At 62.6% G+C, this 23,838-nt stretch carries 21 protein-coding genes; 14 read left to right on the forward strand and 7 right to left on the reverse strand.

The annotated features are described in order from the left end of the window. The first annotated feature begins 56 nt into the window (after positions 1-56). Positions 57-1,076, forward strand: coding sequence for a branched-chain amino acid aminotransferase (locus AB3G88_RS16795; protein WP_099586607.1), 1,020 nt, complete (start codon positions 57-59; stop codon positions 1,074-1,076). A 66-nt stretch (positions 1,077-1,142) separates the two neighbouring features. Here AB3G88_RS16795 and AB3G88_RS16800 read toward each other — a convergent pair whose 3' ends face one another. Continuing rightward, on the reverse strand, positions 1,143-2,033 hold the full coding sequence (locus tag AB3G88_RS16800) for a GNAT family acetyltransferase (RefSeq protein ID WP_480450795.1): 891 nt from the start codon (positions 2,031-2,033) through the stop codon (positions 1,143-1,145). 300 nt (positions 2,034-2,333) lie between these two features. On the opposite strand from AB3G88_RS16800, the gene ctlX reads away from it, so the two are divergent. The 7 genes from ctlX to AB3G88_RS16835 all read left to right on the forward strand — a co-directional run bounded on the left by ctlX (position 2,334) and on the right by AB3G88_RS16835 (position 8,214). Further along, positions 2,334-3,260, forward strand: coding sequence for a citrulline utilization hydrolase CtlX (gene ctlX, locus AB3G88_RS16805; protein WP_480450797.1), 927 nt, complete (start codon positions 2,334-2,336; stop codon positions 3,258-3,260). An 11-nt stretch (positions 3,261-3,271) separates the two neighbouring features. After that, complete coding sequence (locus AB3G88_RS16810; protein ID WP_099586604.1) at positions 3,272-4,318, forward strand: ornithine cyclodeaminase; 1,047 nt, start codon at positions 3,272-3,274, stop codon at positions 4,316-4,318. A gap of 258 nt (positions 4,319-4,576) precedes the next feature. Beyond that, on the forward strand, positions 4,577-5,356 hold the full coding sequence (locus AB3G88_RS16815) for an ABC transporter substrate-binding protein (protein ID WP_099586603.1): 780 nt from the start codon (positions 4,577-4,579) through the stop codon (positions 5,354-5,356). Between the two features lie 109 nt (positions 5,357-5,465). Beyond that, positions 5,466-6,167, forward strand: a complete 702-nt coding sequence (locus tag AB3G88_RS16820) for an ABC transporter permease (protein WP_112196037.1) — start codon at positions 5,466-5,468, stop codon at positions 6,165-6,167. Continuing rightward, positions 6,164-6,877 carry an ABC transporter permease gene (locus AB3G88_RS16825; protein ID WP_099586601.1) on the forward strand — a complete coding sequence of 238 codons (714 nt, stop codon included), beginning with the start codon at positions 6,164-6,166 and terminating at the stop codon, positions 6,875-6,877. Before AB3G88_RS16820 ends, AB3G88_RS16825 begins: the two co-directional genes overlap by 4 nt. Before the next feature lie 3 nt (positions 6,878-6,880). Further along, the gene (locus AB3G88_RS16830; protein WP_244653863.1) at positions 6,881-7,711 is read left to right on the forward strand and encodes an ABC transporter ATP-binding protein; all 831 of its coding nucleotides are present in this window, start codon (positions 6,881-6,883) and stop codon (positions 7,709-7,711) included. Positions 7,712-7,716: 5 nt separating this feature from the next. Continuing rightward, positions 7,717-8,214: an Lrp/AsnC family transcriptional regulator gene (locus AB3G88_RS16835; RefSeq protein WP_099586600.1), complete on the forward strand. Its 498-nt coding sequence runs from the start codon at positions 7,717-7,719 to the stop codon at positions 8,212-8,214. Positions 8,215-8,405: 191 nt separating this feature from the next. Here AB3G88_RS16835 and AB3G88_RS16840 read toward each other — a convergent pair whose 3' ends face one another. From AB3G88_RS16840 to AB3G88_RS16855, 4 genes are all read right to left on the reverse strand, one after another. Next, the gene (locus tag AB3G88_RS16840) at positions 8,406-9,239 is read right to left on the reverse strand and encodes a TIGR03915 family putative DNA repair protein (RefSeq protein WP_112196038.1); all 834 of its coding nucleotides are present in this window, start codon (positions 9,237-9,239) and stop codon (positions 8,406-8,408) included. Continuing rightward, complete coding sequence (locus AB3G88_RS16845) at positions 9,236-10,456, reverse strand: putative DNA modification/repair radical SAM protein (RefSeq protein ID WP_099586598.1); 1,221 nt, start codon at positions 10,454-10,456, stop codon at positions 9,236-9,238. The genes AB3G88_RS16840 and AB3G88_RS16845 overlap by 4 nt, the downstream gene beginning before the upstream one ends. Before the next feature lie 66 nt (positions 10,457-10,522). Further along, positions 10,523-11,860 carry a lysine N(6)-hydroxylase/L-ornithine N(5)-oxygenase family protein gene (locus AB3G88_RS16850; protein WP_480450801.1) on the reverse strand — a complete coding sequence of 446 codons (1,338 nt, stop codon included), beginning with the start codon at positions 11,858-11,860 and terminating at the stop codon, positions 10,523-10,525. A gap of 119 nt (positions 11,861-11,979) precedes the next feature. Next, positions 11,980-12,462, reverse strand: coding sequence for a sigma-70 family RNA polymerase sigma factor (locus AB3G88_RS16855; protein WP_099586596.1), 483 nt, complete (start codon positions 12,460-12,462; stop codon positions 11,980-11,982). Positions 12,463-12,723: 261 nt separating this feature from the next. Here AB3G88_RS16855 and AB3G88_RS16860 point away from each other — a divergent pair, with 261 nt between their 5' ends. From AB3G88_RS16860 to AB3G88_RS16885, 6 genes are all read left to right on the forward strand, one after another. Further along, complete coding sequence (locus AB3G88_RS16860) at positions 12,724-13,893, forward strand: efflux RND transporter periplasmic adaptor subunit (RefSeq protein WP_099586595.1); 1,170 nt, start codon at positions 12,724-12,726, stop codon at positions 13,891-13,893. Between the two features lies 1 nt (position 13,894). Then, entirely contained in the window at positions 13,895-15,865 is a 1,971-nt protein-coding gene (locus AB3G88_RS16865) for a MacB family efflux pump subunit (protein ID WP_480450804.1), read from the forward strand. Beyond that, a complete protein-coding gene (locus AB3G88_RS16870) occupies positions 15,858-17,273 on the forward strand; it encodes an efflux transporter outer membrane subunit (RefSeq protein ID WP_191959689.1) in 1,416 nt (471 codons plus the stop codon). The genes AB3G88_RS16865 and AB3G88_RS16870 overlap by 8 nt, the downstream gene beginning before the upstream one ends. A gap of 104 nt (positions 17,274-17,377) precedes the next feature. Then, positions 17,378-18,124, forward strand: coding sequence for an alpha/beta fold hydrolase (locus AB3G88_RS16875; protein WP_191946413.1), 747 nt, complete (start codon positions 17,378-17,380; stop codon positions 18,122-18,124). Between the two features lie 80 nt (positions 18,125-18,204). Beyond that, the gene (locus tag AB3G88_RS16880; RefSeq protein ID WP_099586592.1) at positions 18,205-19,068 is read left to right on the forward strand and encodes a LysR family transcriptional regulator; all 864 of its coding nucleotides are present in this window, start codon (positions 18,205-18,207) and stop codon (positions 19,066-19,068) included. 92 nt (positions 19,069-19,160) lie between these two features. Further along, positions 19,161-20,261, forward strand: a complete 1,101-nt coding sequence (locus AB3G88_RS16885) for an SMP-30/gluconolactonase/LRE family protein (protein ID WP_480450807.1) — start codon at positions 19,161-19,163, stop codon at positions 20,259-20,261. Between the two features lie 62 nt (positions 20,262-20,323). On the opposite strand, the gene AB3G88_RS16890 is transcribed toward AB3G88_RS16885, so the two are convergent. Then, positions 20,324-21,385, reverse strand: coding sequence for a lipocalin-like domain-containing protein (locus tag AB3G88_RS16890; RefSeq protein ID WP_480450809.1), 1,062 nt, complete (start codon positions 21,383-21,385; stop codon positions 20,324-20,326). Next, positions 21,375-23,837 (reverse strand): ABC transporter permease, encoded by a 2,463-nt coding sequence (locus tag AB3G88_RS16895; protein ID WP_480450811.1) that lies wholly within the window; start codon positions 23,835-23,837, stop codon positions 21,375-21,377. Before AB3G88_RS16895 ends, AB3G88_RS16890 begins: the two co-directional genes overlap by 11 nt. Position 23,838 lies beyond the last annotated feature (1 nt).

Genomic DNA, 23,838 nt, shown 5'->3' on the forward strand with positions numbered 1-23,838 from the left:
AAGTATTGTTGCGCCCATTCAGAAAAAAACCGACTTGACCAAAGATAGAGGGTGTCATGGGTAACGAAAGCATCAATTGGGACAAGCTGGGTTTTGACTACATCAAGACCGACAAACGCTACCTCCAGACCTTCAAGGATGGCGAGTGGCAAGCCGGCACCCTGACCGACGACAACGTGCTGCACATCAGCGAGGGCTCCACCGCCCTGCACTATGGCCAGCAGTGCTTTGAAGGCCTCAAGGCCTACCGCTGCAAGGACGGCTCGATCAACCTGTTCCGCCCGGACCAGAACGCCGCACGCATGCAGCGCAGTTGCGCCCGTCTGCTGATGCCGCATGTGCCGACCGACGTGTTCATCGATGCCTGCAAACAAGTGGTCAAGGCCAACGAGCGGTTCATCCCGCCGTACGGCAGCGGCGGCGCGCTGTACCTGCGCCCGTTCGTGATCGGCACCGGTGACAACATCGGCGTGCGGACCGCGCCGGAGTTCATCTTCTCGGTGTTCTGCATCCCGGTCGGCGCCTACTTCAAGGGCGGCCTGGTGCCACACAACTTCCAGATCTCCACGTTCGACCGCGCCGCCCCACAGGGCACCGGTGCTGCGAAAGTCGGCGGCAACTACGCAGCCAGCCTGATGCCGGGCTCGGAAGCGAAAAAATCCGGCTTCGCTGACGCGATCTACCTGGACCCGATGACCCACTCGAAGATCGAAGAAGTCGGCTCGGCCAACTTTTTCGGGATCACCCACGACAACAAGTTCATCACGCCGAAGTCGCCTTCGGTGCTGCCAGGCATCACCCGCCTGTCGCTGATCGAACTGGCCCAGACCCGCCTGGGCCTGGAAGTGGTTGAAGGCGAAGTGTTCATCGACAAACTGGCCGACTTCAAGGAAGCCGGCGCCTGCGGTACTGCGGCGGTGATCTCGCCGATCGGCGGCATCCAGTACAACGGCAACCTGCATGTGTTCCACAGCGAAACCGAAGTCGGCCCGATCACCCAGAAGCTCTACAAAGAGCTGACCGGCGTGCAGACCGGCGACGTTGAAGCGCCAGCGGGTTGGATCGTCAAGGTCTGACCCAGCAACACCGCAAAAAAGTGTGGGAGGGGCACGCCCCCTCCCACATTTTGATCTCCAGTATTTTCAAGATTGAGGGATATTCCCAGCAATCTTCTTCCCCATGCTGATCCTCGGCTCCACCCCATACCCCAGTGCCTCGTAAAACCCCGCCACCGCCTCGTTGCCACTGGTGATCTGCAGGTTGATCTTCATGCAGCCCAGCACCGTCAACGCCTGCTCCGCATGCCGCACCAGCGACGCGCCCAGGCCATGACGCCGATAGTCCGCGTGCACCGCAACCGAATACAGCCAGCCGCGATGGCCGTCGTAACCGGCAAGGATGGTCCCGATCACCGCTTTTTTATCCGTCGCCACAAAGAACAACCCGTCATTGACGGCCAGCTTTTTATCGATCGCCAGGCTCGGCAGATTATGCGCGGTGTCATAGCCAAACGCCTCCTGCCATAACTCAATCACTTGCGCACGGTGCGCGCGGTCGCGATACGGCCCGATGGGATAGCGTGATGACAGCGTCTTTTCCATCACCAGCGTGCGCTCGTTGCCATGGTAAACGTCGCGCACTGTGTGAAACCCCAGCTTGGTGTAGAACGGCTCGGCGGTCAGCGAAGACGGCACACTCAACACCGTCACCCCGGTTTCACGGGCGCGCAGCTCGATTTCCATCATCAGCAACCGGCCGATGCCCTGCCCCTGCAAGCTCGGGTTGACGAACACTGACCGCACCACATTGGCGTCAAGCGCCGCCGTGGCGACCACGCTCTGATCCTGGATCGCCACCAGCACGATACGGCGCTTGAGCAACGCCAGCACTGCGTCCGGCGTGAAGTTGCTCGCCACACGGGCAATCACATCCGCGGGGTAATCCTGCGCATTGCTGCTGCGCAGGGCCGCCAGGATGACTTGGCTGATGCCTTCGGCATCGGTGGCTTGGGCGAGACGAACGACGGTGGACATGATTCCTCCTGGCTGACGACGCTGGAACAGACACCACAATACCAATGTGGGAGGGGCGGTGCGACGATTCGACTTGCCCCCGAAAGCAATCCTTCAGATATGGATTTTCTGGCTGAGCCACCGCCATCGGGGGCAAGCCCCCTCCCACACTTCAAGCGCATTTCACCCCTACAGCCGGTTCGGCTGCCATACCCCACTTTTCAGCTTTCCCGGCTGAGGCGCTCCTTGGTTTCAGCCGGGATTCCTCTGCCACAGCGCACAAAATAGCCCCACTGCCCAACCCCATGGATTCGTGCACCCATGCAAACCACCAACACCGTCCTGATGATTCGCCCGGCGCGCTTTGCCTTCAACCCGGACACCGCGATCAACAACCGCTTCCAACGCCAGCCCCTGGACCCACTCAGTGCACAGCAGAAAGCGCTGGAAGAGTTCGACGGCTATGTCGATACCCTGCGCCAGCACGGCGTGGAAGTACTGGTGGTGCAGGACACCCCGGCGCCCCATACCCCCGATTCGATCTTTCCCAACAACTGGTGGAGCAGCCATGCCGACGGCAGTCTGGTGCTGTACCCGATGGAAGGCCAGAACCGTCGATTGGAGCGCAACAAGGGCGTGCTGCAAGTACTGGAACAACGTTTTGCGGTCAAGAACACCATCGACCTCAGCCCCCTCGAACAACACAACATCTTCCTTGAAGGCACCGGCAGCATGGTGCTCGACCGCCAGCACCGCATCAGTTACGCCTGCCATTCCGGGCGTACCCACCACGATGCGCTGCGCGAATTCGCCGCGCGCCTCGACTACCAGCTCTGCGTATTCCATGCGGTGGACCGCCACCACGCGCCGATCTACCACAGCAACGTGATGATGAGCGTAGGCCGCGACCTCTCGGTGGTGTGCCTGCAAGCCCTGCCCGACGAAGGCGAACGCCTGACCCTGGAGCGCTCCCTGCACGACACCGGCAAGGACATCCTTGCCCTTGATTTTGACCAGCTGGAAGCCTTCGCCGGCAACATGCTCGAAGTCCACGACCGCGATGGCCAGCCGCTGCTGGTGATGTCCGCCAGTGCCTGGGGCGCGTTGCAACCGGCCCAGCGCCAGCATGTGGAACGCCATACCCGACCGGTGGTGGTGAACATCGACAACATCGAACGCATCGGCGGCGGCAGCGCCCGCTGCATGCTGGCGGAAGTGCACCTGCCTGCCCGCCCCTCATTTCAATAAGGAGTCTTGCCATGACCCGCTATATCGACGTCAACGACCTCAGCTACCTGGTCTCGCAAAAAGGCCTGCAAACCTGCATCACCGAGATGGCCGAATACATCCGCGCCGACTACCTGCGCTGGCAGGATTTCGAAAAATGCGCACGCCTGGCCAACCACTCGCCGGACGGTGTGATCGAGCTGATGCCGGTGTCCGACGCGTCGCTGTACGCCTTCAAATACGTCAACGGCCACCCGAAGAACACCCTGGCGGGGATGCTCACCGTCATGGCGTTCGGAGCGTTGGGCGATGTGGACACCGGCAAGCCGGTGCTGCTGGCAGAAATGACCCTGACCACCGCCATCCGCACTGCCGCCACCTCGGCGCTGGTCGCACGCTACCTGGCGCGCGACAACAGCCGCAGCATGGCGCTGATCGGCAACGGCTCGCAAAGTGAATTCCAGGCCCTGGCCTTTCACGCCATGCTCGGCATCAACGAAATCCGTCTGTTCGATATCGACGCCAAGGCCACTGCCAAGCTGGCAGCCAACCTCAAGGCCTTCCCGGCGATCAAGGTGATTCTGGCCGGTAGCGTGGCCGAAGCGGTCAAAGGTGCGGACATCGTCACCACCGTGACCGCCGACAAGGCCTACGCGACGATCCTCACGGACGAGATGATCGAGCCGGGCATGCACCTCAATGCCGTGGGCGGCGACTGCCCAGGCAAGACCGAACTGGACCGCCGTATCGTCGAGCGCGCCCGGGTGATCGTCGAGTACGAGCCGCAAAGCCGTATCGAAGGTGAGATCCAGCACATGCCGGAAGATTCGCCGGTGACCGAACTCTGGCAGGTGATCAACGGCCAGCAACCGGGCCGCGAGAACGCGCGCCAGATCACGCTGTTCGACTCGGTGGGCTTTGCCATCGAAGACTACTCGGCCCTGCGCTATGTGCTGGACGTGGCCAAGGCGCTGGATGTAGGCAGCGAGTTGGAATTGGTGCCGGACCTCGCCGACCCGAAAGACCTGTTTGCGCGCCTGGCCCAACAGCCACGCGCACAGCACAAAAAGCGCGCCTGAGACCGCTCTGGCCTGCCGCTTTGCGCCTAGGGCAGGCCCTATTTACAGCGTTGAAAAGCCGATTCAGCGGGTCCGACAGCCGATTCCGCTGCATTGCGCTTTTTTACAGCGCAATTTGCGCTTTGCGCACCAGGTAAACGACACAAAAAACGCACCACCATGAAGCATTCTGAGCCCGACCAGAGAGTCACCGAATGAATGCAGCTGCGCCTCTTTTTTACTGCCCTGACATCAATTACAAAATATAGGGACTACACCATGACTCCATTGCGATCACTGTTCGCTGCGTTGCTGTTGCCACTGTGCGCCACCGCCGCCCACGCCCAGGATTGGAAAGAAATCCGCTTCGGCGTGTTCCCCGAATACCCGCCCTTCGAATCCGTGGCCGCTGACGGCAGCCTGCAAGGTTTTGATATCGAATTGGGCAACGCCATCTGCGCCAAGCTCGACGTGAAATGCACGTGGGTGCACAACGAATTCGACGGCATGATCCCGGCCCTGCGCGCACGCAAGTTCGACGCCATCATGTCGTCCATGGCCGTGACCCCGGCCCGTGAGAAAGTCATCGATTTCAGCGACCGCCTGTTCCTCAGCCCCACGTCGGTGATCACCCGTAAAAGCGCCGACTTCGGCGACACGCCCGAATCGTTGAAAGGCAAGCAGGTCGGCGTGTTGCAAGGCTCGTTGCAGGAAGCCTATGCCCGTGCGCACCTGGCCAAGCTCGGGGCACAGGTCAAGGCGTACCAGTCCCAGGAACAGAACTACGCCGACCTGCAAAACGGTCGCCTCGACGCCACCCTGACCGACAAACTCGAAGCCCAGCTCAACTTCCTGTCCAAGCCCGAAGGCGCCGACTTCAAGACCGGCCCGGCCTTCAAGGACCCGACCTTGCCGCTGGACATTGCCATGGGCCTGCGCAAGAACGACCAGGAATTGCGCGCGCTGATCAACAAGGGCATCGCCGCCGTCCAGGCCGATGGCACCTACGCGCAAATCCAGAAAAAATACTTCGGCGATCAAGACATCTACCACGAGTGAGCCAACGCCGAGCCCCCTGTGGTAGAGGACTCATGTGGGAGGGGGCTTGCCCCCTCCCCCACAAGCCGGGCCCGCAGGGGAATATCTGCGCCTTTAGAGATTTCTCCCCATGAACGACCTCCTCAACCTGCAAGGCTACGGCCCCATGCTGGCCCAGGGTGCCTGGATGACGCTCAAACTGGCGTTCCTCGCGCTGGCCCTGAGCCTCACCCTCGGTCTGCTCGCCGCCGGTGCCAAGCTGTCCCGCGCCAACTGGCTGCGGGTGCCGGCCACGCTGTACACCACGCTGATCCGCAGCGTGCCGGACCTGGTGCTGATCCTGCTGATTTTCTACAGCCTGCAACTGTGGCTCAACGACCTGACCGAAAGCTTTGGCTGGGCCTATTTTGAAATCGACCCGTTTACCGCCGGGGTGATTACCCTTGGGTTTATCTACGGCGCGTATTTCACCGAAAACTTCCGTGGCGCGATCCTCAGTGTGCCGGTCGGCCAACTGGAAGCCGCTACTGCCTATGGCCTGAGCCGCTGGCAGCGGTTTCACCTGGTGCTCTTCCCGCAGTTGATGCGCTTCGCCCTGCCGGGCCTGGGCAATAACTGGCTGGTGCTGCTCAAGTCCACGGCGCTGGTGTCGATCATCGGCCTGTCGGACCTGGTCAAGGCCGCGCAAAACGCTGGCAAGACCACCAACGAGCCGCTGTACTTCCTGATCCTCGCCGGCCTGGTCTACCTGGTGATCACCACCCTCTCCAACCGCATCTTCAAGCGCCTCGAACGGCGCTACAACCTCGGCATCAAGGGGATGGCGCGATGATCGAACTGTTCCAGCAATACGGCCTGGCCTACTTGTTCAGTGATGGCGCGGGCTTGTCCGGCGTGGCCATGACGCTTTGGCTGTTCATCATTTCGGTGGTGGTGGGTTTCGTTCTGTCGATTCCCCTGGCTTTGGCTCGGGTCTCGGAGCACTTCTGGCTGCGCTGGCCGGTGGAGGTCTACACCTACCTGTTTCGCGGCACGCCGCTGTATATCCAACTGCTGATTTGCTACACCGGGCTGTACAGCCTGGACGTGGTACAGGACAACGCACTGCTCAATCAGTTTTTCCGCAACGCGCTGAACTGCACCTTGCTGGCCTTCGTGCTGAACACCTGCGCCTACACCGTGGAAATTTTCGCCGGAGCCATCCGCAATATCCCCCACGGCGAGATCGAAGCCGCCCGCGCCTATGGCCTGCACGGCTGGCGCTTGAACCTGTTTGTGGTGGTGCCTGCCGCGTTGCGCCGTGCGTTGCCGGCCTACAGCAATGAAATGATCCTGATGCTGCACGCCACGTCGCTGGCTTTCACCGCCACCGTCGCCGATATCCTCAAAGTGGCCCGCGACGCCAATGCCGAGACGTTCCTGACGTTCCAGGCCTTCGGCATCGCCGCCCTGCTGTACATGTTGCTGTCCTTTGCACTGGTGGGCCTGTTTCGACTGGCCGAACGTCGCTGGATGCGTTTTCTTGTTCCTACCCGAGGCTAACCCATGAATCAGTCCGCGCAGGCCCTGGCCACTTATCCTGTTGACGAACCCACTGCCAACACCGCAACCGCTGCGATCAAGCTGCAAGTTGAAGGCATTCATAAACGCTACGGCGAGCACGAAGTGCTCAAAGGGGTTTCGCTCAACGCCCGCCAAGGCGATGTAATCAGCCTGATTGGCGCCAGTGGTTCCGGCAAAAGTACGATGCTGCGTTGCATCAACTTTCTGGAACAGCCCGACGCAGGGGTGATTACCCTGGACGGCATCAGCATCGAAATGCAGCAAGGCCGCGCCGGCACCCGTGCGCCGCATCAAGCGCAATTGCAAAACCTGCGCACGCGCCTGGCCATGGTGTTCCAGCACTTCAACCTGTGGAGCCACATGACCGTGCTGGAAAACATCACCATGGCGCCCCGCCGGGTGTTGGGCGTCAGTGCGGCTGAAGCAGAAAAGCGCGCACGGATGTACCTGGACAAGGTCGGTCTGCCCGGCCGCGTCGCGGATCAATACCCGGCGTTCCTGTCCGGTGGCCAGCAACAGCGCGTGGCGATTGCGCGGGCGTTGGCGATGGAGCCGGAAATCATTCTGTTCGATGAGCCAACGTCCGCACTCGACCCTGAGCTTGTAGGAGAAGTCCTCAAAGTCATACAGACGTTGGCCGAGGAAGGTCGTACCATGCTGATGGTCACCCACGAGATGGGCTTTGCCCGCCAGGTGTCCAGCCAAGTGCTGTTCCTGCACCAGGGCCGGGTCGAGGAACACGGCGGCGCCGAGATCCTCGATCACCCCAAGAGCGAGCGCTTGCAGCAATTTCTTTCCAATCGTTTGAAGTGAAACCCATGGATACCAAGGCCAACGGACCCCATACCTCCCCCGCGCTGGACCGCATCGATGAAGCAATCATCGAAGTGCTGCGCCATCAGGGGCGCATCACCTACGAAAAGCTCTCGTCACTGGTGCACCTCACCCCCAGACCCTGCCTGGAGCGAGTGCGCAAGCTGGAGCGCCGCGGGGTGATCCGTGGGTATGGGGCGATCATCGATGTGCAGATGGTTTCGCCAGGGCTGTCGTTGCTGGTGCTGGTGGCCTTGTCCAACCAAAGCGGGCGCTCGGCGCAAAAGGCCTTCGAAGCCTGCGTCAAGGCCTGTCCCCAGGTGTTCGAATGCCAATTGATCAGCGGGCCGTTTGACTACAGCCTGCGCATGCGTTGCCGGGACATGGAGCATTACCGGGTGCTGACGGAGACCTGGTTGAACAATGATGAGTTGCACATCGATAAGTTGGTGGCGCACCCGGAGTTGGCGGTGGTTAAAAACACCGCGACCGAACTGACCTGACCCCACTCCCCCAAATACCCGAGGTCCCATGTGGGAGGGGGGCTTCCCCCCGATGGCCATGGGTATCTACACAACTCTTGAAGGCTGATACATAACTCTGTGGTGAGCGGGCGTGTGCCGCTCACCACAACAGCCCATTTGCCATAGACTCAACATCCACTGGAAATTGTGTAGATACCCATTCCCCACTTTCAACCGTGCCTGCTCGAAATCCGTTTTCCCGGCTTAGTGCCAACCAACTTCGCCTGCCCATCCTTCTGTTTGCCCGTACGCGCCTCGCTGATCAACCCCGGTATCAACTTGCCCTCGGGCAAGTTCTTCCAGAACCGACTCGGCAAGTGCCCTTCCATCACCTTGGGGTTCAACCGCGCCGGATTGAAAATGTGGCTGTAGTAGGTCAGCCACATAGCGCTGTGCGGGTCTTCGACATTCTGCGCCAACTGCTGCCATGCCTCGGGGCACTCGCGCTGATGAATCAGCTGTTCACCGTCGTAATACACCCCATCCAGCGGGGTGGCGATCATCCACCGATGTCGCCCCATACGCCCGACAAAGTGCTGGCTGGCCGATTTCAAAATGTCGTGGGCCGGCTCATGCCAGGCCACATATTCCGGCAACTCGGGGCCCGCCTCTGCAGGCAACGCAATGAACCGCACAAACGCATGCAGGTGGTGGGCTTCACGGCTGACCTGCTTGATACGCCGCTGCAATTCGCTGCCCAGCTTGTCCCCCGCCAGCATCGCCGTGCGGTCGCCATGGCTGACGCGCCATAGCACTTCATACAGCAGGCTCCAGCGCTGGTCTCCGTGATAGCAGGCCGCCGACTCCAGCAGCTCGATCAGCGCCTTGGGAATGCGCGCCTGGTAAGGGCCGAGACCTTCAGGGATCGCCTCGTCAGTGGCGAACAGGTCCGCCACTTCGGCCTCGCCCCAGCTCACCTGGCTGGGGTCGACCTGATGGCTGAGCAGCCAGCGGGCTTGCTCGCGCCAGGTGCTGAACAGGTTGTCGCATTCCAGGCTGATCATCCCCACAACCCCATCTGCTGCGGTTGCGGGCGGTCACGCAGTTGTTCGCGCAGCAGCACGCTGGTGCTGTCGGCTTGCTGCGGGTGGTAGTCGCTGGTGATGAAAAACGGCTTGGCCTTGGCCAGCACACAGCGCATGCGCGCCAGGTCTTCGAAGCGGATCTTGCGTTCACGGCGCAGGTCCACCAGGCGTTGCGTGGTGCGCAGGCCGATGCCGGGGATGCGTGCGATCAGGGTCGGTTCGGCGCGATTGAGGTCGAGGGGAAACACCTCGCGATGCTCCAGGGCCCAGGCCAGCTTGGGGTCGATATCCAGCGCCAGATGGCCGGGGCCTTCAAATAATTCATTGGCACTGAAGCCGTAGCTGCGCAGCAGGAAATCCGCCTGGTACAAACGGTGCTCGCGCATCAAGGGCGGCGCGGCGAGGGGCACGCTTTTCGGGCTGTTGGGGATGGGGCTGAACGCCGAGTAATACACACGGCGCAGCTTGAAGTTGCCATACAGCGCCTCGGCGCCGTGAAGGATGGTGCTGTCATCGGTGTCGTCGGCGCCGACGATCATCTGCGTGCTCTGCCCGGCCGGGGCGAAACGCGGGGCGCGGGGTTCGTTGAGCACCGTCTGCTCGCCGGTGTAGATGGTCTGCATGGCCTGCTTGATCGTGACGATCTGTTTTTCCGGCGCCAGGGTGTTCAGGCTGGCCTCGGTGGGCAGTTCGATGTTCACGCTCAGCCGGTCGGCATAGCGCCCGGCCTCGGCGATAAGCGCCGGGTCGGCGTCGGGGATAGTCTTGAGGTGGATATAGCCACGAAAGTCATGCTCTTCACGCAGCAGTTTCGCCACCCGCACCAGTTGCTCCATGGTGTAGTCGGACGAACGGATGATGCCGGAGCTGAGGAACAGCCCGCTGACGCAATTGCGCTTGTAGAAGTCCAGGGTCAGGGTGACCACCTCCTCCGGGCTGAAACGCGCGCGGGGCACGTCGCTGGAGCGGCGATTGACGCAGTATTGGCAGTCGTAGAGACAGAAGTTGGTGAGCAGCACCTTGAGCAGCGACACGCAGCGGCCGTCGGGCGTATAGCTGTGGCAGATGCCCATGCCATCAGTGGAGCCCAGCCCCGCCTTGCCCTCCGAACTGCGCTTGGGCGCGCCACTGCTGGCGCACGAAGCGTCGTACTTGGCGGCGTCGGCGAGGATGCTGAGTTTTTCGATCAACTGCATGGAGGGCTACCGATACTGGTTTTTTGTACAGTATCAGGCGACCCTCCGGGTCACAAGTGCAGCCTGTCAGCTGGCAGCGGCCAGCAGCAGGTCCTTCACCGAACGCCCCTTGCCTCGGCTGCGGTCGTTTTCGTACAACGATGCGGCAATTTCATCGGCACGAATCGGCAGAATCGACAGCAAGGTGTCGCTCAAACCATGGCTGGCCTGGCTGAAGCCCTGGATATAGATACCAGCCTTGCAGCGCTCGTCGGTGACGATGCGGTAGTCGCGGGCCACTTCGAAATCGCCCATATACGCTTCCAGAGGTGCCAGCAGTTCGCGGTGCATCTGGCGCTCGTAGCCGGTTGCCAGCACCACGGCGTCGTAATGATTGACGGTGATGTCACCGGTGGCAGAGTTGCGCAGGGTCAATTCGATACCCATCGGACCGGCCAGCGCTTTTTCCACCACGGTCATGGTGCGGAAGGCGTGACGCGCGATGCCGGAGACTTTCTGGCGGTAGAGAATTCCGTAGATACGCTCGATCAGGTCCAGGTCCACCACCGAGTAATTGGTGTTCTGGTACTCGGCGACAAGACGCTCGCGCTCGGCCCCCACTTGTTGGAACACCAGGTCGGTAAAGGCCGGCGAGAACACCTCGTTGACGAACGGGCTGTCATCGGCGGGCTTGAGCGCCGAACCGCGCAGGATCATGTCGACCTGCACCGACGGGTAGCTGTCATTGAGGTCGATGAAGGCTTCGGCCGCGCTCTGGCCACCGCCGATGATCGCGATGCGCATCGCCTTGCTGTCCACACAGGGCTGTTGAGCCATGCGCGCCAGGTACTGGGAGTGATGGAATACGCGATGGTCGTCCCTGAGCCCCTTGAACGCCTCCGGCACCCGTGGCGTACCACCGGCGCTGACCACGACCGAGCGCGTGGTGCGCACATGCTGCTCGCCGTGGGCGTCGCGGGAAATCACGCGCAGTGCTTCAACCTGCTGCTGATGCAGGATCGGTTCGATCGCGAGCACTTCCTCGCCATAACGGCCCTGGCTCTGGAACTGCGCCGCGACCCAGCGCAGGTAGTCGTTGTACTCCATGCGGCACGGGTAAAAGGTGCCCAGGTTGATGAAGTCGACCAGGCGGTCGTGGGCCTTCAGGTAATTGACGAAGGAGTAAGGGCTGGTGGGGTTGCGCAGGGTCACCAGGTCCTTGAGGAACGAAATCTGCAGTTCGCTCTGGGTTACCAGGGTATTGCCGTGCCAGCGGTAGTCGGCCTGCTTGTCGAGAAACAGCGCGTCCAGTTTGCCCTGGGTTTTCTCTCGTTCCTGCAGGGCGATGGCCAGCGCCAGGTTCGATGGGCCAAAACCGATACCGATAAGGTCGTGAACCGCGGGCGAAGCAATTGCCTGTGTCATTCCAGTGTCCTCTGGATAAGCCCCTTGGCGATGGGGCAGGAATACCTTCAAGACCTGTACAACAGGTCATGTGTTGATAGGAAACGAGGACAGTGAAATAAAATTTAACTGATCAGCGATCAGTGTGCTTCCCACTCGCGCATCCGCACCCGGCAGTGCTTCATGGCGTTGACGATATGTTTTTCCACAAGGGCGCGGGAAATACCGAGGCGCTCGGCAATCTGCAGGTGGGTCATGCCGTCGAGCTTGCGCAGCAGGAAGCTGTCGCGACAGGCTTTCGGCAACTCGGCCAGGGCACGCTCAAGCAGCTCCAGGCGCTGGTCCTGGTCGTGGCTGGCGTGGGGGGAACCGGGGGAAAAGCGTTCTTCGCTGTCGAGTATTTCCAGCGGTTCGTACTGGCGCAGCACATTGCGCCGATGGCCGTCGATCACCAGGTTCAGCGCGGTGCGGTACAAAAACGCGCGGGGCTGGTCGATGGGGACGGCGCTAGATCGTTCCAGTACCCGAACGTAAGCGTCATGCACCACATCTTCGGCCACCTGACGGTTGCCCAGCTTGGCGTTGAGGAAACACACCAGCTCGCGATAGTAGTTTTCCAACATGACTCCCGACCGCCGCAGAAGGGCGATATCCGTTCCTTGAGTACCTGAAAAATGACAACCCACTGCGTAATGGCAGTTTGGGTGCGTGCAATTTATAGTAATTCTCATCTACTTTTAAACAAGTCTTGCGCCATCGGTCGTTTTTTTTACCCGGCAGACGTGTTTCACGGTGTGTAACAGCCTAAATCCCCACGTGTTTCTCTCGTTTAACTGTCAGCTCTGCGCAACTGCGCTCCGAACTTTCCTGGCTGGAACCTAAGCATGAAACGCCCTCGACCTGCCCGACGCGCCCTGCTAGTTGTGGCGTGCCTGATTCCCGTCATCGCCGTCGCCGCCTGGCAGGTCCTGCCGCCCGGCCGTGACACCCTGACCACCGTCACCGTGACCCGCGGCAATATCGAAAACAGCGTGACGGCCCTGGGCACCTTGCAGCCGCGTCGTTACGTGGACGTGGGCGCCCAGGCGTCCGGGCAAATCCGCAAGATCCACGTTGAAGCCGGCGATCAGGTGCAGGAAGGCCAATTGCTGGTAGAGATCGATCCCTCGACGCAAAAAGCCAAGCTCGATGCCAGCCGCTACGCCATCGAAAACCTCAAGGCGCAGCTGCAGGAACAGAAGGCCCTGCACGAACTGGCGCGCCAGAAGTACCAGCGCCAGCAGCGCCTGGTCGCGGGCAACGCCACCCGCGAGGAAGATGTGCAAACCGCCAAGGCCGAACTGAGCGCCACCCAGGCCCGTGTCGATATGTTCCAGGCGCAGATCCTCCAGGCCCAGGCCAGCCTGCGCAGTGACGAAGCGGAGCTGGGCTATACACGCATCTACGCGCCGATGACCGGCACCGTGGTCGCCGTCGACGCACGGGTCGGCCAGACCCTCAATGCCCAGCAGCAGACGCCATTGATCCTGCGCATCGCCAAGTTGTCGCCGATGACCGTGTGGGCCGAAGTCTCGGAGGCCGACATCGGCCACGTCAAACCCGGCATGACGGCCTACTTCACCACACTGAGCGGCGGCAACCGCCGCTGGGCCAGCACCGTGCGGCAGATCCTGCCGATCCCGCCCAAACCGCTCAATGAAACCCAGGGCAGCGGCAGTCCCAACAGCTCCAGCAAAAGCGGCACCGGCCGCGTGGTGCTGTACACCGTACTGCTGGATGTGGACAACGGCGACAACGCATTGATGGCCGAAATGACCACCCAGGTGTTTTTTGTCGCAGGACAGGTCAAGGACGCCCTCACCGCGCCGGTTGCCGCCCTGCTGGGCACCAGCAACGCCGATAAGCAGATCGCCCGCGTGGTGATGGAGAACGGCCGCATCGAGGAACGCGAGGTGCAACTGGGCATCAGTGATCGTCTGCGGGTCCAGGTGCTCGGCGGCCTGAGCGAAGGCGACCACCTGTTGATCGGCCCGGCTGCTGGCAGTGGGGGTTGAGGTGACCACGCCCCTGATCGAACTCAAGAACATCCGCAAGTCCTACGGCGGTGGCGACAGCCCGCAGGTGGACGTGTTGCGCGGCATCGACCTGTCGATCCATGCCGGGGAATTCGTCGCCATCGTCGGCGCTTCCGGCTCCGGCAAGTCCACGCTGATGAACATCCTCGGCTGCCTCGATCGCCCCACGGTGGGGGACTACCTGTTCGCCGGGGAAAACGTCGCTCACCTGGACAGTGACGAACTGGCCTGGCTGCGCCGCGAAGCCTTTGGTTTTGTGTTTCAGGGCTATCACCTGATCCCCTCGGGTTCGGCCCAGGAGAACGTCGAGATGCCGGCGATCTACGCCGGTATCAGCGCCGCCGAGCGCCACGCCCGAGCCAACGCGCTGCTGACCCGCCTGGGCCTGGCCGAGCGTACCGGCAACCGTCCCCATCAACTGTCCGGCGGCCAGCAGCAGCGGGTGTCCATCGCCCGCGCGCTGATGAACGGCGGCCACATCATTCTCGCCGACGAACCCACTGGCGCCCTCGACAGCCATAGCGGCGCCGAGGTGATGACCCTGCTGGACGAGCTGGCCAGCCAGGGCCACGTGGTGATCCTGATCACCCACGACCGCGAAGTCGCAGCACGGGCCAACCGCATCATCGAGATCCGGGATGGCCTGATCATCAGCGACTCGGCCGACGACAATGCTACCGCCCCGCCCGCCGCCAACGGCGCCCTGCAAGCCGTGGACCTGCGTCAACGCCTGATCGACGGCGCCGAGCATAACGGCGCGTGGAGAGCCGAAGTGCTGGACGCTGTGCAAGCCGCCTGGCGCGTGATGTGGATAAACCGTTTCCGCACCGCACTGACCTTGCTGGGGATCATCATCGGCGTGGCATCCGTGGTGGTGATGCTCGCCGTCGGCGAAGGCAGCAAGCGCCAGGTCATGGCGCAGATGGGCGCGTTCGGTTCCAACATTCTCTATCTGAGCGGCGCGTCGCCCAACCCACGCGCGCCACTGGGCGTGGTCACCCTCAATGACGTCCAGGCACTGGCCGCGCTGCCGCAGGTCAAGCGCATCATGCCGGTCAATGGCAGCAAGGCGGGTGTGCGCTATGGCAACGTCGATTACATGGCGTATGTGGGCGGCAACGACACCAATTTTCCGGACATTTTCAACTGGCCGGTGGTCGAGGGCAGTTACTTCACCACCGCCGACGAGCGCAGCGGGGCCACGGTCGCCGTGATCGGCCACCGTATCCGCGAAAAGCTGTTCAAGGGCCGGGTCAATCCGATCGGGCAATACATCTTGATCGAGAACGTACCGTTCCAGGTGATCGGCGTGCTGGCGGAAAAAGGCGCCGCCTCCGGCGACAAGGACAGTGACGACCGCATCGCCATCCCCTACACCGCCGCCAGCGTGCGTTTGTTTGGCAGCTACGACCCCGAATACGTGGTGATCGCCGCCGCCGACGCGGGCAGGGTCCACGACGCCGAAGTGGCCATCGACCAACTGATGCAGAAGCTGCACAACGGCACACACGACTACGAGTTGACCAACAACGCCGCAATGATCCAGGCCGAGGCCCGGACCCAGAACACCCTGTCGCTGATGCTTGGCTCGATTGCGGCGATTTCCTTGCTGGTGGGCGGCATCGGCGTGATGAACATCATGCTGATGACCGTGCGCGAGCGCACCCGTGAAATCGGCATCCGCATGGCCACCGGTGCACGCCAACGCGACATCCTGCGCCAGTTCCTGACCGAGGCGGTGATGCTTTCGGTGGTCGGCGGCCTGTGCGGCATTGCCCTGGCGCTGCTGGTGGGCGGCGTATTGGTGCTGGCCAAGGTGGCGGTGCAATTTTCCCTGGTGGCGGTGCTGGGCGCATTTGGTTGCGCGCTGGTCACCGGCGTCGTATTCGGCTTTATGCCGGCCCGTAAAGCTGCCCGGCTCGATCCGGTTAAGGCATTGACCAGTGAATAAACGATCCATCCCCTCGCAGCTGTCCCTGCTCAGCCTGTGCCTGCTGCTCAATGCCTGCGCCGGCGATCCGCCCTCGGTGGACAGCGGCATTGCGCCACCGGCCGCCTGGCAATTCGCCGAGCGCGACGCGGCCCAGGCCACCAACCAGCGCTGGTGGACGCAATTCGGCAGCCCGCAGTTGAACCGGCTGGTCGAGCAGGCCCGGCGTGACAGCGTCGACGTGGCCGCCGCCATGGCCCGCGTGCGCCAGGCCCAGGCCAGCGCGGTGATCGCCGGGGCGCCGCTGTTGCCCGAGGTGAAGTTCGACCTCACCACCAGCCATCAGAAATTGCTGCACGGCCAGGGCGGGCCGGACCTGGACGCTTCGCCGAGCGATGACGCGGTGGACAATTTCGGCGCCAGCCTGGCGGCCAGTTACGAAGTGGATTTCTGGGGTGGACGTGCTGCCGCCCGCGACAGCGCGCTGCAAGGGCTGCGGGCCAGCGAATTCGACCAGGCCACCGTGGAACTGACCTTGCTCAGCAACGTGGCCGACCGCTACGCGCAAACCCTAGCCGCGCGCCAGCGCCAGCAGATCGCCGAACTGAACCTGGCCAATGCCCGCAACGTGCTCGACCTGGTGCAGACCCGCTACGACGCCGGCTCCGCCACGGCGCTGGAACTGGCCCAACAGAAAAGCCTGGTCGCCAGCCAGCGGCGCCAATTGCCCTTGATTCAGCAACTGGCCGAAGACGCCCAGATCACCCTCGCGGCGCTTCTCGGCCAGCCGGTGCAAAACCTGGACCTGGGTGCAGAGCCCTTCCAGGCCATGACGTGGCCAACCATCGGCGCCGGCATGCCCAGCCAGTTGCTCAGCCGCCGACCCGATATTGCCAAGGCCGAGGCCGAGCTGGCAGCCGCGCAGGCGAATGTCACCGTGGCCCGAGCGGCCATGCTGCCAGCCCTGACCCTCGGCGCCACACTGGGCTCCGACGCCTACAAGGCCGTGGACATCCTGCGCAGCCCCTACTACACGCTGACGGCCGGCCTGGTGGGGCCGATCTTCAACAACGGCCGTTTAAGCGCCGAGCGCGACAAGGCCCGAGCACGCCAGGATGAGCTGCTGTACGCCTACCGCGGTGCGATCATCAACGGTTTTGCCGATGTGGAAAAAACCCTCAGCAGCATCACGCGGCTGGACCAGCAGCGTCATTGGCAAACGGATGAATTGCAGCAGGCCCAGGCTGCCTTCCAGATCGCCGAAAGCCGCTACCAGGCCGGCGCCGAGGACTTGCTCACGGTGCTCGAAACCCAACGCACGCTGTACGCTGCCCAGGACCTGAACGTGCAACTGCGCCTGGCGCGCCTGCAGGCCAGCATTGCGTTGTACAAGGCACTGGGTGGCGGTTGGAAAACCGATATCCGATAAACAAAACTCCAGTTTCCTACGCAACCCACGTTCTTCCCCTACATTCCTCGAACCAAGGTCCTTGGTAAAAAAGCCGTTATCACACGGCTGCCCAGGACCTCTTGATGACGATTGCAAAACACCTCGCGTGTGGCTGTCTGTGCTTGATGGTAAACATTGGCCATACCGCATCACTGATCCAACCCACCGCCATCGATTGGCTGCTGGACTGCCCCCTCCCCACCCTCGAACGGCTGGACCCCAACGTGGTGTCACGCACCCAGTGCGGCGTCGTGACCGTACCGCGCAACTACGCCGCGCCTCGGCAAGGCACCCTGCGCCTGCACCTGACCCGCGTCGGCGCCCGCGAGCCGTTGAGCCGCGAGGGAGTGGTGTTCACCCAGGCCGGCGATACCGCGCCCAACAACCAGGGCACCTTCGTGATTCACCTGGCCACCCGCTGGGAATCCTATGCCACACAAGCGTATCGCAAGCTGGTCAACCGTTATGACGTCATCGAGCTCAGCCCTCGTGACCTCAGCCAACAGAACGGCGTAGAACACGCCGCACGGGACATGGAGTTCGTACGTGCCCAACTGGGGGACGCACAACTGCTCTATCTGGGTAACGCCGATGGCACGCGGTTGGGCAGCCGTTACAGTGCGCTGTATCCAGAGCGTGTCGCACGCATGGTGCTGCTCAACGCTGAACACAGCACGACAGCTGCATCCCAGGTCGAACAACTGCGCCTCAAGGATCCCGCAAGACCGGACGCCGGCGGCTGCATCAACCGCTGGGTGGGCGACTTCCTGGCGTATGGCAGACAGCCGCCACGCTCAACTCGCTGTCTTGACCCAGACGGTTGGGAGTAGCGCGCCGATGGAGTCACGTGCCAATCCCCGCTTCTGCGTGATCAGTTCTACAATGCCCCCATTCATCCCCAGGGGTCTTCATGGACATCGAACTGGCACGCACCTTTCTCGAAATCACCCGTTGCGGCAGCCTGGCGGCGGCCGCTGAGAAACTTCACGTCACCCAGACCGCCATCACCGCACGGGTCAAAAGCCTGGAAAGCCAACTGGGCAGTACGCTGTTTATCCGCAACCGCGCCGGCGCACGCCTGACCGCCGACGGCGAGGCCTTCGTGGTGTATGCCAACCAGTTGCTGCAAACCTGGGAAGCCGCGCGGCGTGACCTGCCGTTGCCCGATGGCTATCGCAATGTGCTGCACATCGGCGGTGAGGTCAGCCTGTGCAACCCGTTGATGCTCGGGTGGGCCAAGGCGCTGCGCGAACACATTCCGGGCCACGCGCTGCGCACCGAAGTGCGTGAAGGCGACTACCTGTTGCGCCAGCTGGAACTGGGCGTGCTCGACGCGGCGCTGGTGTTCCAGCCGCAATACTGGCCGGGGTTGCAGGTGGAACAGGTACTGGAAGAAAAACTGATCCTGGTGCAATTGGTCAGCAAGCCGGCGCCGTACGTCTACATCGACTGGGGGCCGGGCTTTCGCCAGCAACACGACGCCGCCCTGCCCGACAAGGCCCGGGCTGCGGTGAGCTTCAACCTGGGGCCGTTGGCCTTGCAGTACATCCTCGAAAATGGCGGCGCTGGCTATTTCCGCACGCGGGTAGTGCAAAGCTACTTGGACAGCGGTGTGATGCAGCGTGTGTCCAAGGCGCCGGAGTTCAGCTTCCCGACCTTCCTGGTGTATTCAAGGGCGCGGGATTCTGCGGTGTTGCAGCAGGCATTGGCGTTACTGCGCGATGTGGTCAAGGCCGAAGGTGACTGGTCACAACGCTGGGATCCACTGATGTGAAACGGGCAGTGAACTAGCGCGATCCTGAAGCCGGGCTAAGCTCAGTCACCACCCAAAACCGCTATGAGCCCCAACGACAATCAGGAATCGTCATGAGTACCCGTCCAAAAAAACTGCGCCATTTGCTGTTTGTGTTGCTGCTGGCGGTGGTCGCCTTTTTGCTGCTGATGCCGACCAAGGTACAACCGGTGAACTGGGCGCCGCCCAACGCGCCATCGATGAAAGAAGGCCCTTTCGCCGAGAACCAACGCCTCAAGGGCGTGCAGAAAATCGGCGCCCAGGACATCGCCGGGCCGGAGGCGTTGCTGTTGGATGCCCAGGGTTTTCTCATCAGCGGCCTGCAGGATGGGCGCATCATCCGCACCTCCCCCGACAGCCGCAGCCTTGAGGTACTCGCCAATACGGGCGGTCGCCCGCTGGGGCTGGCGCTGCACCCGGATGGGCGCTTGATCATTGCCGATGGCGTGAAAGGTCTGCTCGCACTGGATGCCAACCGCCAACTCACCTCCCTGAGCACCGGCGCCGATGGCGTGCCCTTCGGTTTTACCGATGACGTCATCGTGGACGCCAGTGGCCGCTATGCCTATTTCAGCGACGCATCGAGCCGCTGGGGGTATGGCCAGGATGGCGAAGCCGTGATCGAGCATGGCGGTGATGGTCGGCTGCTGCGTTACGACTTCAGCAATGGCCGCACCGAGGTGTTGCTCGACCAACTGCAATTTGCCAACGGCGTCGCCCTGGGCCCGGACGAGCGCTACGTACTGGTGAATGAAACCGGCGCCTATCGCATCAGCCGCTACTGGCTCAAAGGCGAACGCGCCGGCAGCCACGACCTGTTTATCGACAACCTGCCAGGCCTGCCGGACAACCTGAGTTTCAACGGCCAGGACCGCTTCTGGGTGGCGCTCTATTCACCGCGCAATCCATTGCTGGACAGCTTTGCCGGCTACCCGCTGCTGCGCAAAGTGATGGTGCGTGCACTGATGGTCGTGCCCAAGCCCATCGAGCGCAAAGCCTTTGTGCTGGGGTTGGATACCAACGGCAAGGTCATCGCCAATTTGCAGGATGGCAGCGCAGGCAACTACTCACCGATTACCACCGCGCGGGAGTATGGCGACTGGTTGTACCTGGGCTCGTTGAAGAGCACGAGCATGGCGCGCTTGCCGTTGCAACTGGCGTTGGCGCCGGAGTGAAGGACGGGCAGCCTGAGCTCTATCTGAAGCATGGAGATCCAATGTGGGACCTCGAATCCGCCTTAATACCCCGTCATCTCCAGATACCCCACCCCGCCCTCAAACCGCACCGGCCCTTCCCAATACGGAATCCCCAGGTTCATCCAGGCATTCGGGTTGACGGCTTCGGTGGTGATATCCAGCTGTTTGCGAGGAATTTTCAGCGACCAGCGCGTAGGAATATTGCGCCCAACAATGGCCGTGCTTTCCAGCGGGGCGAGTTGGATATCGGCGTTGTGCAACGTCTCGGTACGTCCCTGGGCGTCGATCCAGGTGCCGGTGAGATAACCGCCGCCGTCCTTCTGGCGTACGCGAAACAGCATCAGTTGCGCGCCCCGATCCAGGTGCAGGGAGAACCAGTCCCAACCGGTCTGGTTGGCGCTCAGGGGTTGGCTGCTCCATTCGCGGTCGAGCCAGGCCGGGCCGGTGACTTGATAGGTGTTACCGTCAATGCGCACACTGCCTTCGGCAGTGAAGAACGGCTGACTGTAGTAATACGACGCCTGGCCCTGGTCGGATTTGCGGCTGTAGCCGTTGTCGCCTTGCAACACCAGCGGCCGACTGGCGGTGAGGCGCAGGTCGTAGGCGAAGTGCGCATCGCTGGCCTTGAGTTGCATATCCGCCAATGCACCGACTGCGCCAGGACGGCTGGCAAAGTTCCAATCGTCGATCCACGCAGTAAACGGCGCGGCCTGGGCACCGGCCTGGCCAACGCCGCCACGGGCTAGACGTTCGGCGGCGTAATGGCGGTTGGCAGAGGTGACGGCGGCATGGCCGAGCCACACCGTCGAATCCTGCCAGCCGGCCTGGGTCGGCCCGGCTTTCAACGCGTTGCGAAACAGCGTCCATTGCACGCCGAACACATTGCCCTCGGCATCCTTGAGGTTGGCGGTAACGTACCACCACTCGATGCGAAAGCCGTCATGGGGGCCGTGGTCCTCGGGAAAGCTGAACGCCTTGCCGGGCACCACTTGGGCAAAGTCCGCTGCATCGCTGCCCAGGCCTGCGAAGCTCTCCTGGGATGCGGGGACTTTGTCACAGGCCGCCAGCAGCCATAACGCGCAGATCAACGCCTTAATCTTCATGGGCAAAGGTCCGAAGCAAATCCGCCGGGCGGCTGCGGTACAACTGCCACAGCGGCCAGGCCGATGCTAACAATGTGGCCAGCATCGCCAGCCCGAGTAATTGTGCGAGCTGCCACGGGAACACCTGCAACGGTAGCCGCCAGCCAAATGCCTGCACGTTGATCACCGCGTCCAGGCACCACGCCAGCAGCACCCCCAGCGGCAACGCCAGCATTAGGGTGAGCACCGCCAGCAGCCAGGTCTGGCCCAGGTTCAGCAGCATCAATTGTCGCCGTGTCACGCCCAGCGCCCACAGCGGAGCGAGTTGGCCGAGGCGGCTCTGGCTCTGGGTCAGCAGGCTGATGAACAGCGCCACGCCGGCCACGCCCAGGGTCAGGCTGTTGAGGGCGGCGGTCGCGGCGAAGGTGCGTTCGAACACCTGGCTTGACCAGCCCTTGAGTTGCTGTTGATCGACGATACGGCTGTCGTCCAGGGCAAATTCGCGCTGCACTTCGCGCACCAGTGGCGCCACATCGGGCGGCGCGACGCGCAGGTTGAAACGCGCCGGCGAGAGGGTCGGCCAGTGCGCCAGCAGGTGCGCGGAATTGACCAGGATATGCCCCTTGGGATTACCGTAATCGGCGTAGATCCCCACCACCTTGGGCGACCAGGCACCTTGCGGCGTGGGGATATTGAGCGAATCCCCGAGCCTGACTGACAACCTGCGCGCCAACTGCTCGCTGAGCATCAAAGTGTCGTCACCCAGCAGTTGGTCCCAGGGCTCAGCGACAGCCTCCAACAACGGCCAATGCTGACGATAGGTCGGATCATCGACCACCCCGAACACATCCGCCGGCCAACCCTGCACTTGCACCGCGACCTGCCAGGTCGGCAACACCCTCTGTACCAGCGATTGGTGCGCCAGCCAGGTGCTGAGCTGATCCGCCTGGGCCGGGGTTTGTGGGTTGAGGTACAGCTCGGCCGTCAGGCGTTGCTCCAGCCAATGATTGAAGGTGTGGCGAAAGCCTGACGTCATGGAGCCCGCGCCGATGTTCGCGGCCAGGGCCAGCAGCAACGCCATCAACGCCAGGCTCAAGGCCGGCAATTGTTGGCGACAATCGGCGAGAAACCATTGGCCCAGTACCGAACGGCTGCGCCCCAGCACGGCCTTGAGCAGCCCGTTGAGCAGCACCGGCAAGCCCAGGGCAGCGCCGAGCAGTAACGCCGCCATCAATATAAAACCAGACGCCAGGCTGTCGCCCAGCCAAAGCGCCAACAGCGCGATTAGCAATGCGGTTGCTGCGACCCAGCCCTGGCGCCGTAACCAACGGCCATGGGCTTCGTGCCAGGCCTGGGCGTTGGCCAGCGCCAGCAACGGCAGGCGCGCCGCCCGCCACACGCTGCTGGCGCCGGCAAGCAAGGCGCCCAACAGGCTCAAGCCGAGCCCCGCCAACCACCACCACGGGCTCAGGCTTAACTGTCCCGGTACTTCAGCGCCATATAACCCCCTCAGGCTGGCAGCCACATCCGGCAGCAGCAGGCTGGCCAGCAGGTAGCCGCTGGCAACGCCCAGCACACCGCCCAGCAGCGACAACGCGCCCAACTCCACCCCAAGCCCGAGGATCAACAAACGCGCACTGACCCCGCAGGCACGCAAGGTGCGCAGCAGTGCGCGTCGTTGCTCCAGGGCCAGGCCGATGGCCGCGTGCACGATAAACAGCCCCACCACAAAGGACAGGAAGCCCAGCGCATCCAGGTTCAAGTGAAAGCTTTCGGTAAGGCGCGCCAGGTTGTTGTCCTCGCCCTGCCTGAGTTGCAGCCCGGCGGGTGGCGTGGGATGCCCGGCGGCGAAGGCCTTGTCCAACAGCAGTCGCGAGAGTTGCCCAGGCATTTCCAGCAGGGGTTGAGCAAAGCCGATATCGGTGAGTAACAGGCCGGGCGCCATGTCCGGCTGCGCTTGCAGGGGCGGCAGGCGTTGCCCGTTCTGCGCCAGGGGTTGCTGCCCTTCGAGCAGCCCCAGGGCCTGCAAGGTTTGCGGCGCGATCCAGGTCCGCCCCGGCGGTTCAAAGAAGGCAAGCATCTGCGCCTGGCTCAAGCGCTGCCCCGCTACCGCACCGCTGCCGGGCAACGACAGCGGATCAATGCCCATCAATTGCAGGCGCACGTCCTCATGCCCCTTGAGCTGCAAACGCCCCTGCACCACCGGCGACACCGGCCAACCGGCGCGGCGCAATTGGGCGAACAGCGCTTGCGGAAAACTGGCCGCGTCCGGCGCACTGAGGCTGGCCTGGGGTTCGCCGCCGATCAACTCGCTGGCGCGGGCATAACTGTCGCGCGCCTGAGTATTGAGGGCCTGCACGCCGGTCAGGAGTGCGGTGGCCAGCCACAAGCCGGTAAGCACGCTGAAGAACTGCACCGGATGGAGCCGCCAATGGCTGAGCAACGCGCGCAGTGTCCAATAAAACACCGCCATG

The organism is Pseudomonas arvensis, from assembly GCF_056688935.1.

Bases quoted from the DNA above. Each gene is read 5' to 3' on its own strand.
- AB3G88_RS16795 (WP_099586607.1), top strand. From the start codon at position 57: ATGGGTAACGAAAGCATCAATTGGGACAAGCTGGGTTTTGACTACATC.
- AB3G88_RS16800 (WP_480450795.1), bottom strand. From the start codon at position 2,033: ATGTCCACCGTCGTTCGTCTCGCCCAAGCCACCGATGCCGAAGGCATC.
- ctlX (WP_480450797.1), top strand. From the start codon at position 2,334: ATGCAAACCACCAACACCGTCCTGATGATTCGCCCGGCGCGCTTTGCC.
- AB3G88_RS16810 (WP_099586604.1), top strand. From the start codon at position 3,272: ATGACCCGCTATATCGACGTCAACGACCTCAGCTACCTGGTCTCGCAA.
- AB3G88_RS16815 (WP_099586603.1), top strand. From the start codon at position 4,577: ATGACTCCATTGCGATCACTGTTCGCTGCGTTGCTGTTGCCACTGTGC.
- AB3G88_RS16820 (WP_112196037.1), top strand. From the start codon at position 5,466: ATGAACGACCTCCTCAACCTGCAAGGCTACGGCCCCATGCTGGCCCAG.
- AB3G88_RS16825 (WP_099586601.1), top strand. From the start codon at position 6,164: ATGATCGAACTGTTCCAGCAATACGGCCTGGCCTACTTGTTCAGTGAT.
- AB3G88_RS16830 (WP_244653863.1), top strand. From the start codon at position 6,881: ATGAATCAGTCCGCGCAGGCCCTGGCCACTTATCCTGTTGACGAACCC.
- AB3G88_RS16835 (WP_099586600.1), top strand. From the start codon at position 7,717: ATGGATACCAAGGCCAACGGACCCCATACCTCCCCCGCGCTGGACCGC.
- AB3G88_RS16840 (WP_112196038.1), bottom strand. From the start codon at position 9,239: ATGATCAGCCTGGAATGCGACAACCTGTTCAGCACCTGGCGCGAGCAA.
- AB3G88_RS16845 (WP_099586598.1), bottom strand. From the start codon at position 10,456: ATGCAGTTGATCGAAAAACTCAGCATCCTCGCCGACGCCGCCAAGTAC.
- AB3G88_RS16850 (WP_480450801.1), bottom strand. From the start codon at position 11,860: ATGACACAGGCAATTGCTTCGCCCGCGGTTCACGACCTTATCGGTATC.
- AB3G88_RS16855 (WP_099586596.1), bottom strand. From the start codon at position 12,462: ATGTTGGAAAACTACTATCGCGAGCTGGTGTGTTTCCTCAACGCCAAG.
- AB3G88_RS16860 (WP_099586595.1), top strand. From the start codon at position 12,724: ATGAAACGCCCTCGACCTGCCCGACGCGCCCTGCTAGTTGTGGCGTGC.
- AB3G88_RS16875 (WP_191946413.1), top strand. From the start codon at position 17,378: ATGACGATTGCAAAACACCTCGCGTGTGGCTGTCTGTGCTTGATGGTA.
- AB3G88_RS16880 (WP_099586592.1), top strand. From the start codon at position 18,205: ATGGACATCGAACTGGCACGCACCTTTCTCGAAATCACCCGTTGCGGC.
- AB3G88_RS16885 (WP_480450807.1), top strand. From the start codon at position 19,161: ATGAGTACCCGTCCAAAAAAACTGCGCCATTTGCTGTTTGTGTTGCTG.
- AB3G88_RS16890 (WP_480450809.1), bottom strand. From the start codon at position 21,385: ATGAAGATTAAGGCGTTGATCTGCGCGTTATGGCTGCTGGCGGCCTGT.
- AB3G88_RS16895 (WP_480450811.1), bottom strand. From the start codon at position 23,837: ATGGCGGTGTTTTATTGGACACTGCGCGCGTTGCTCAGCCATTGGCGG.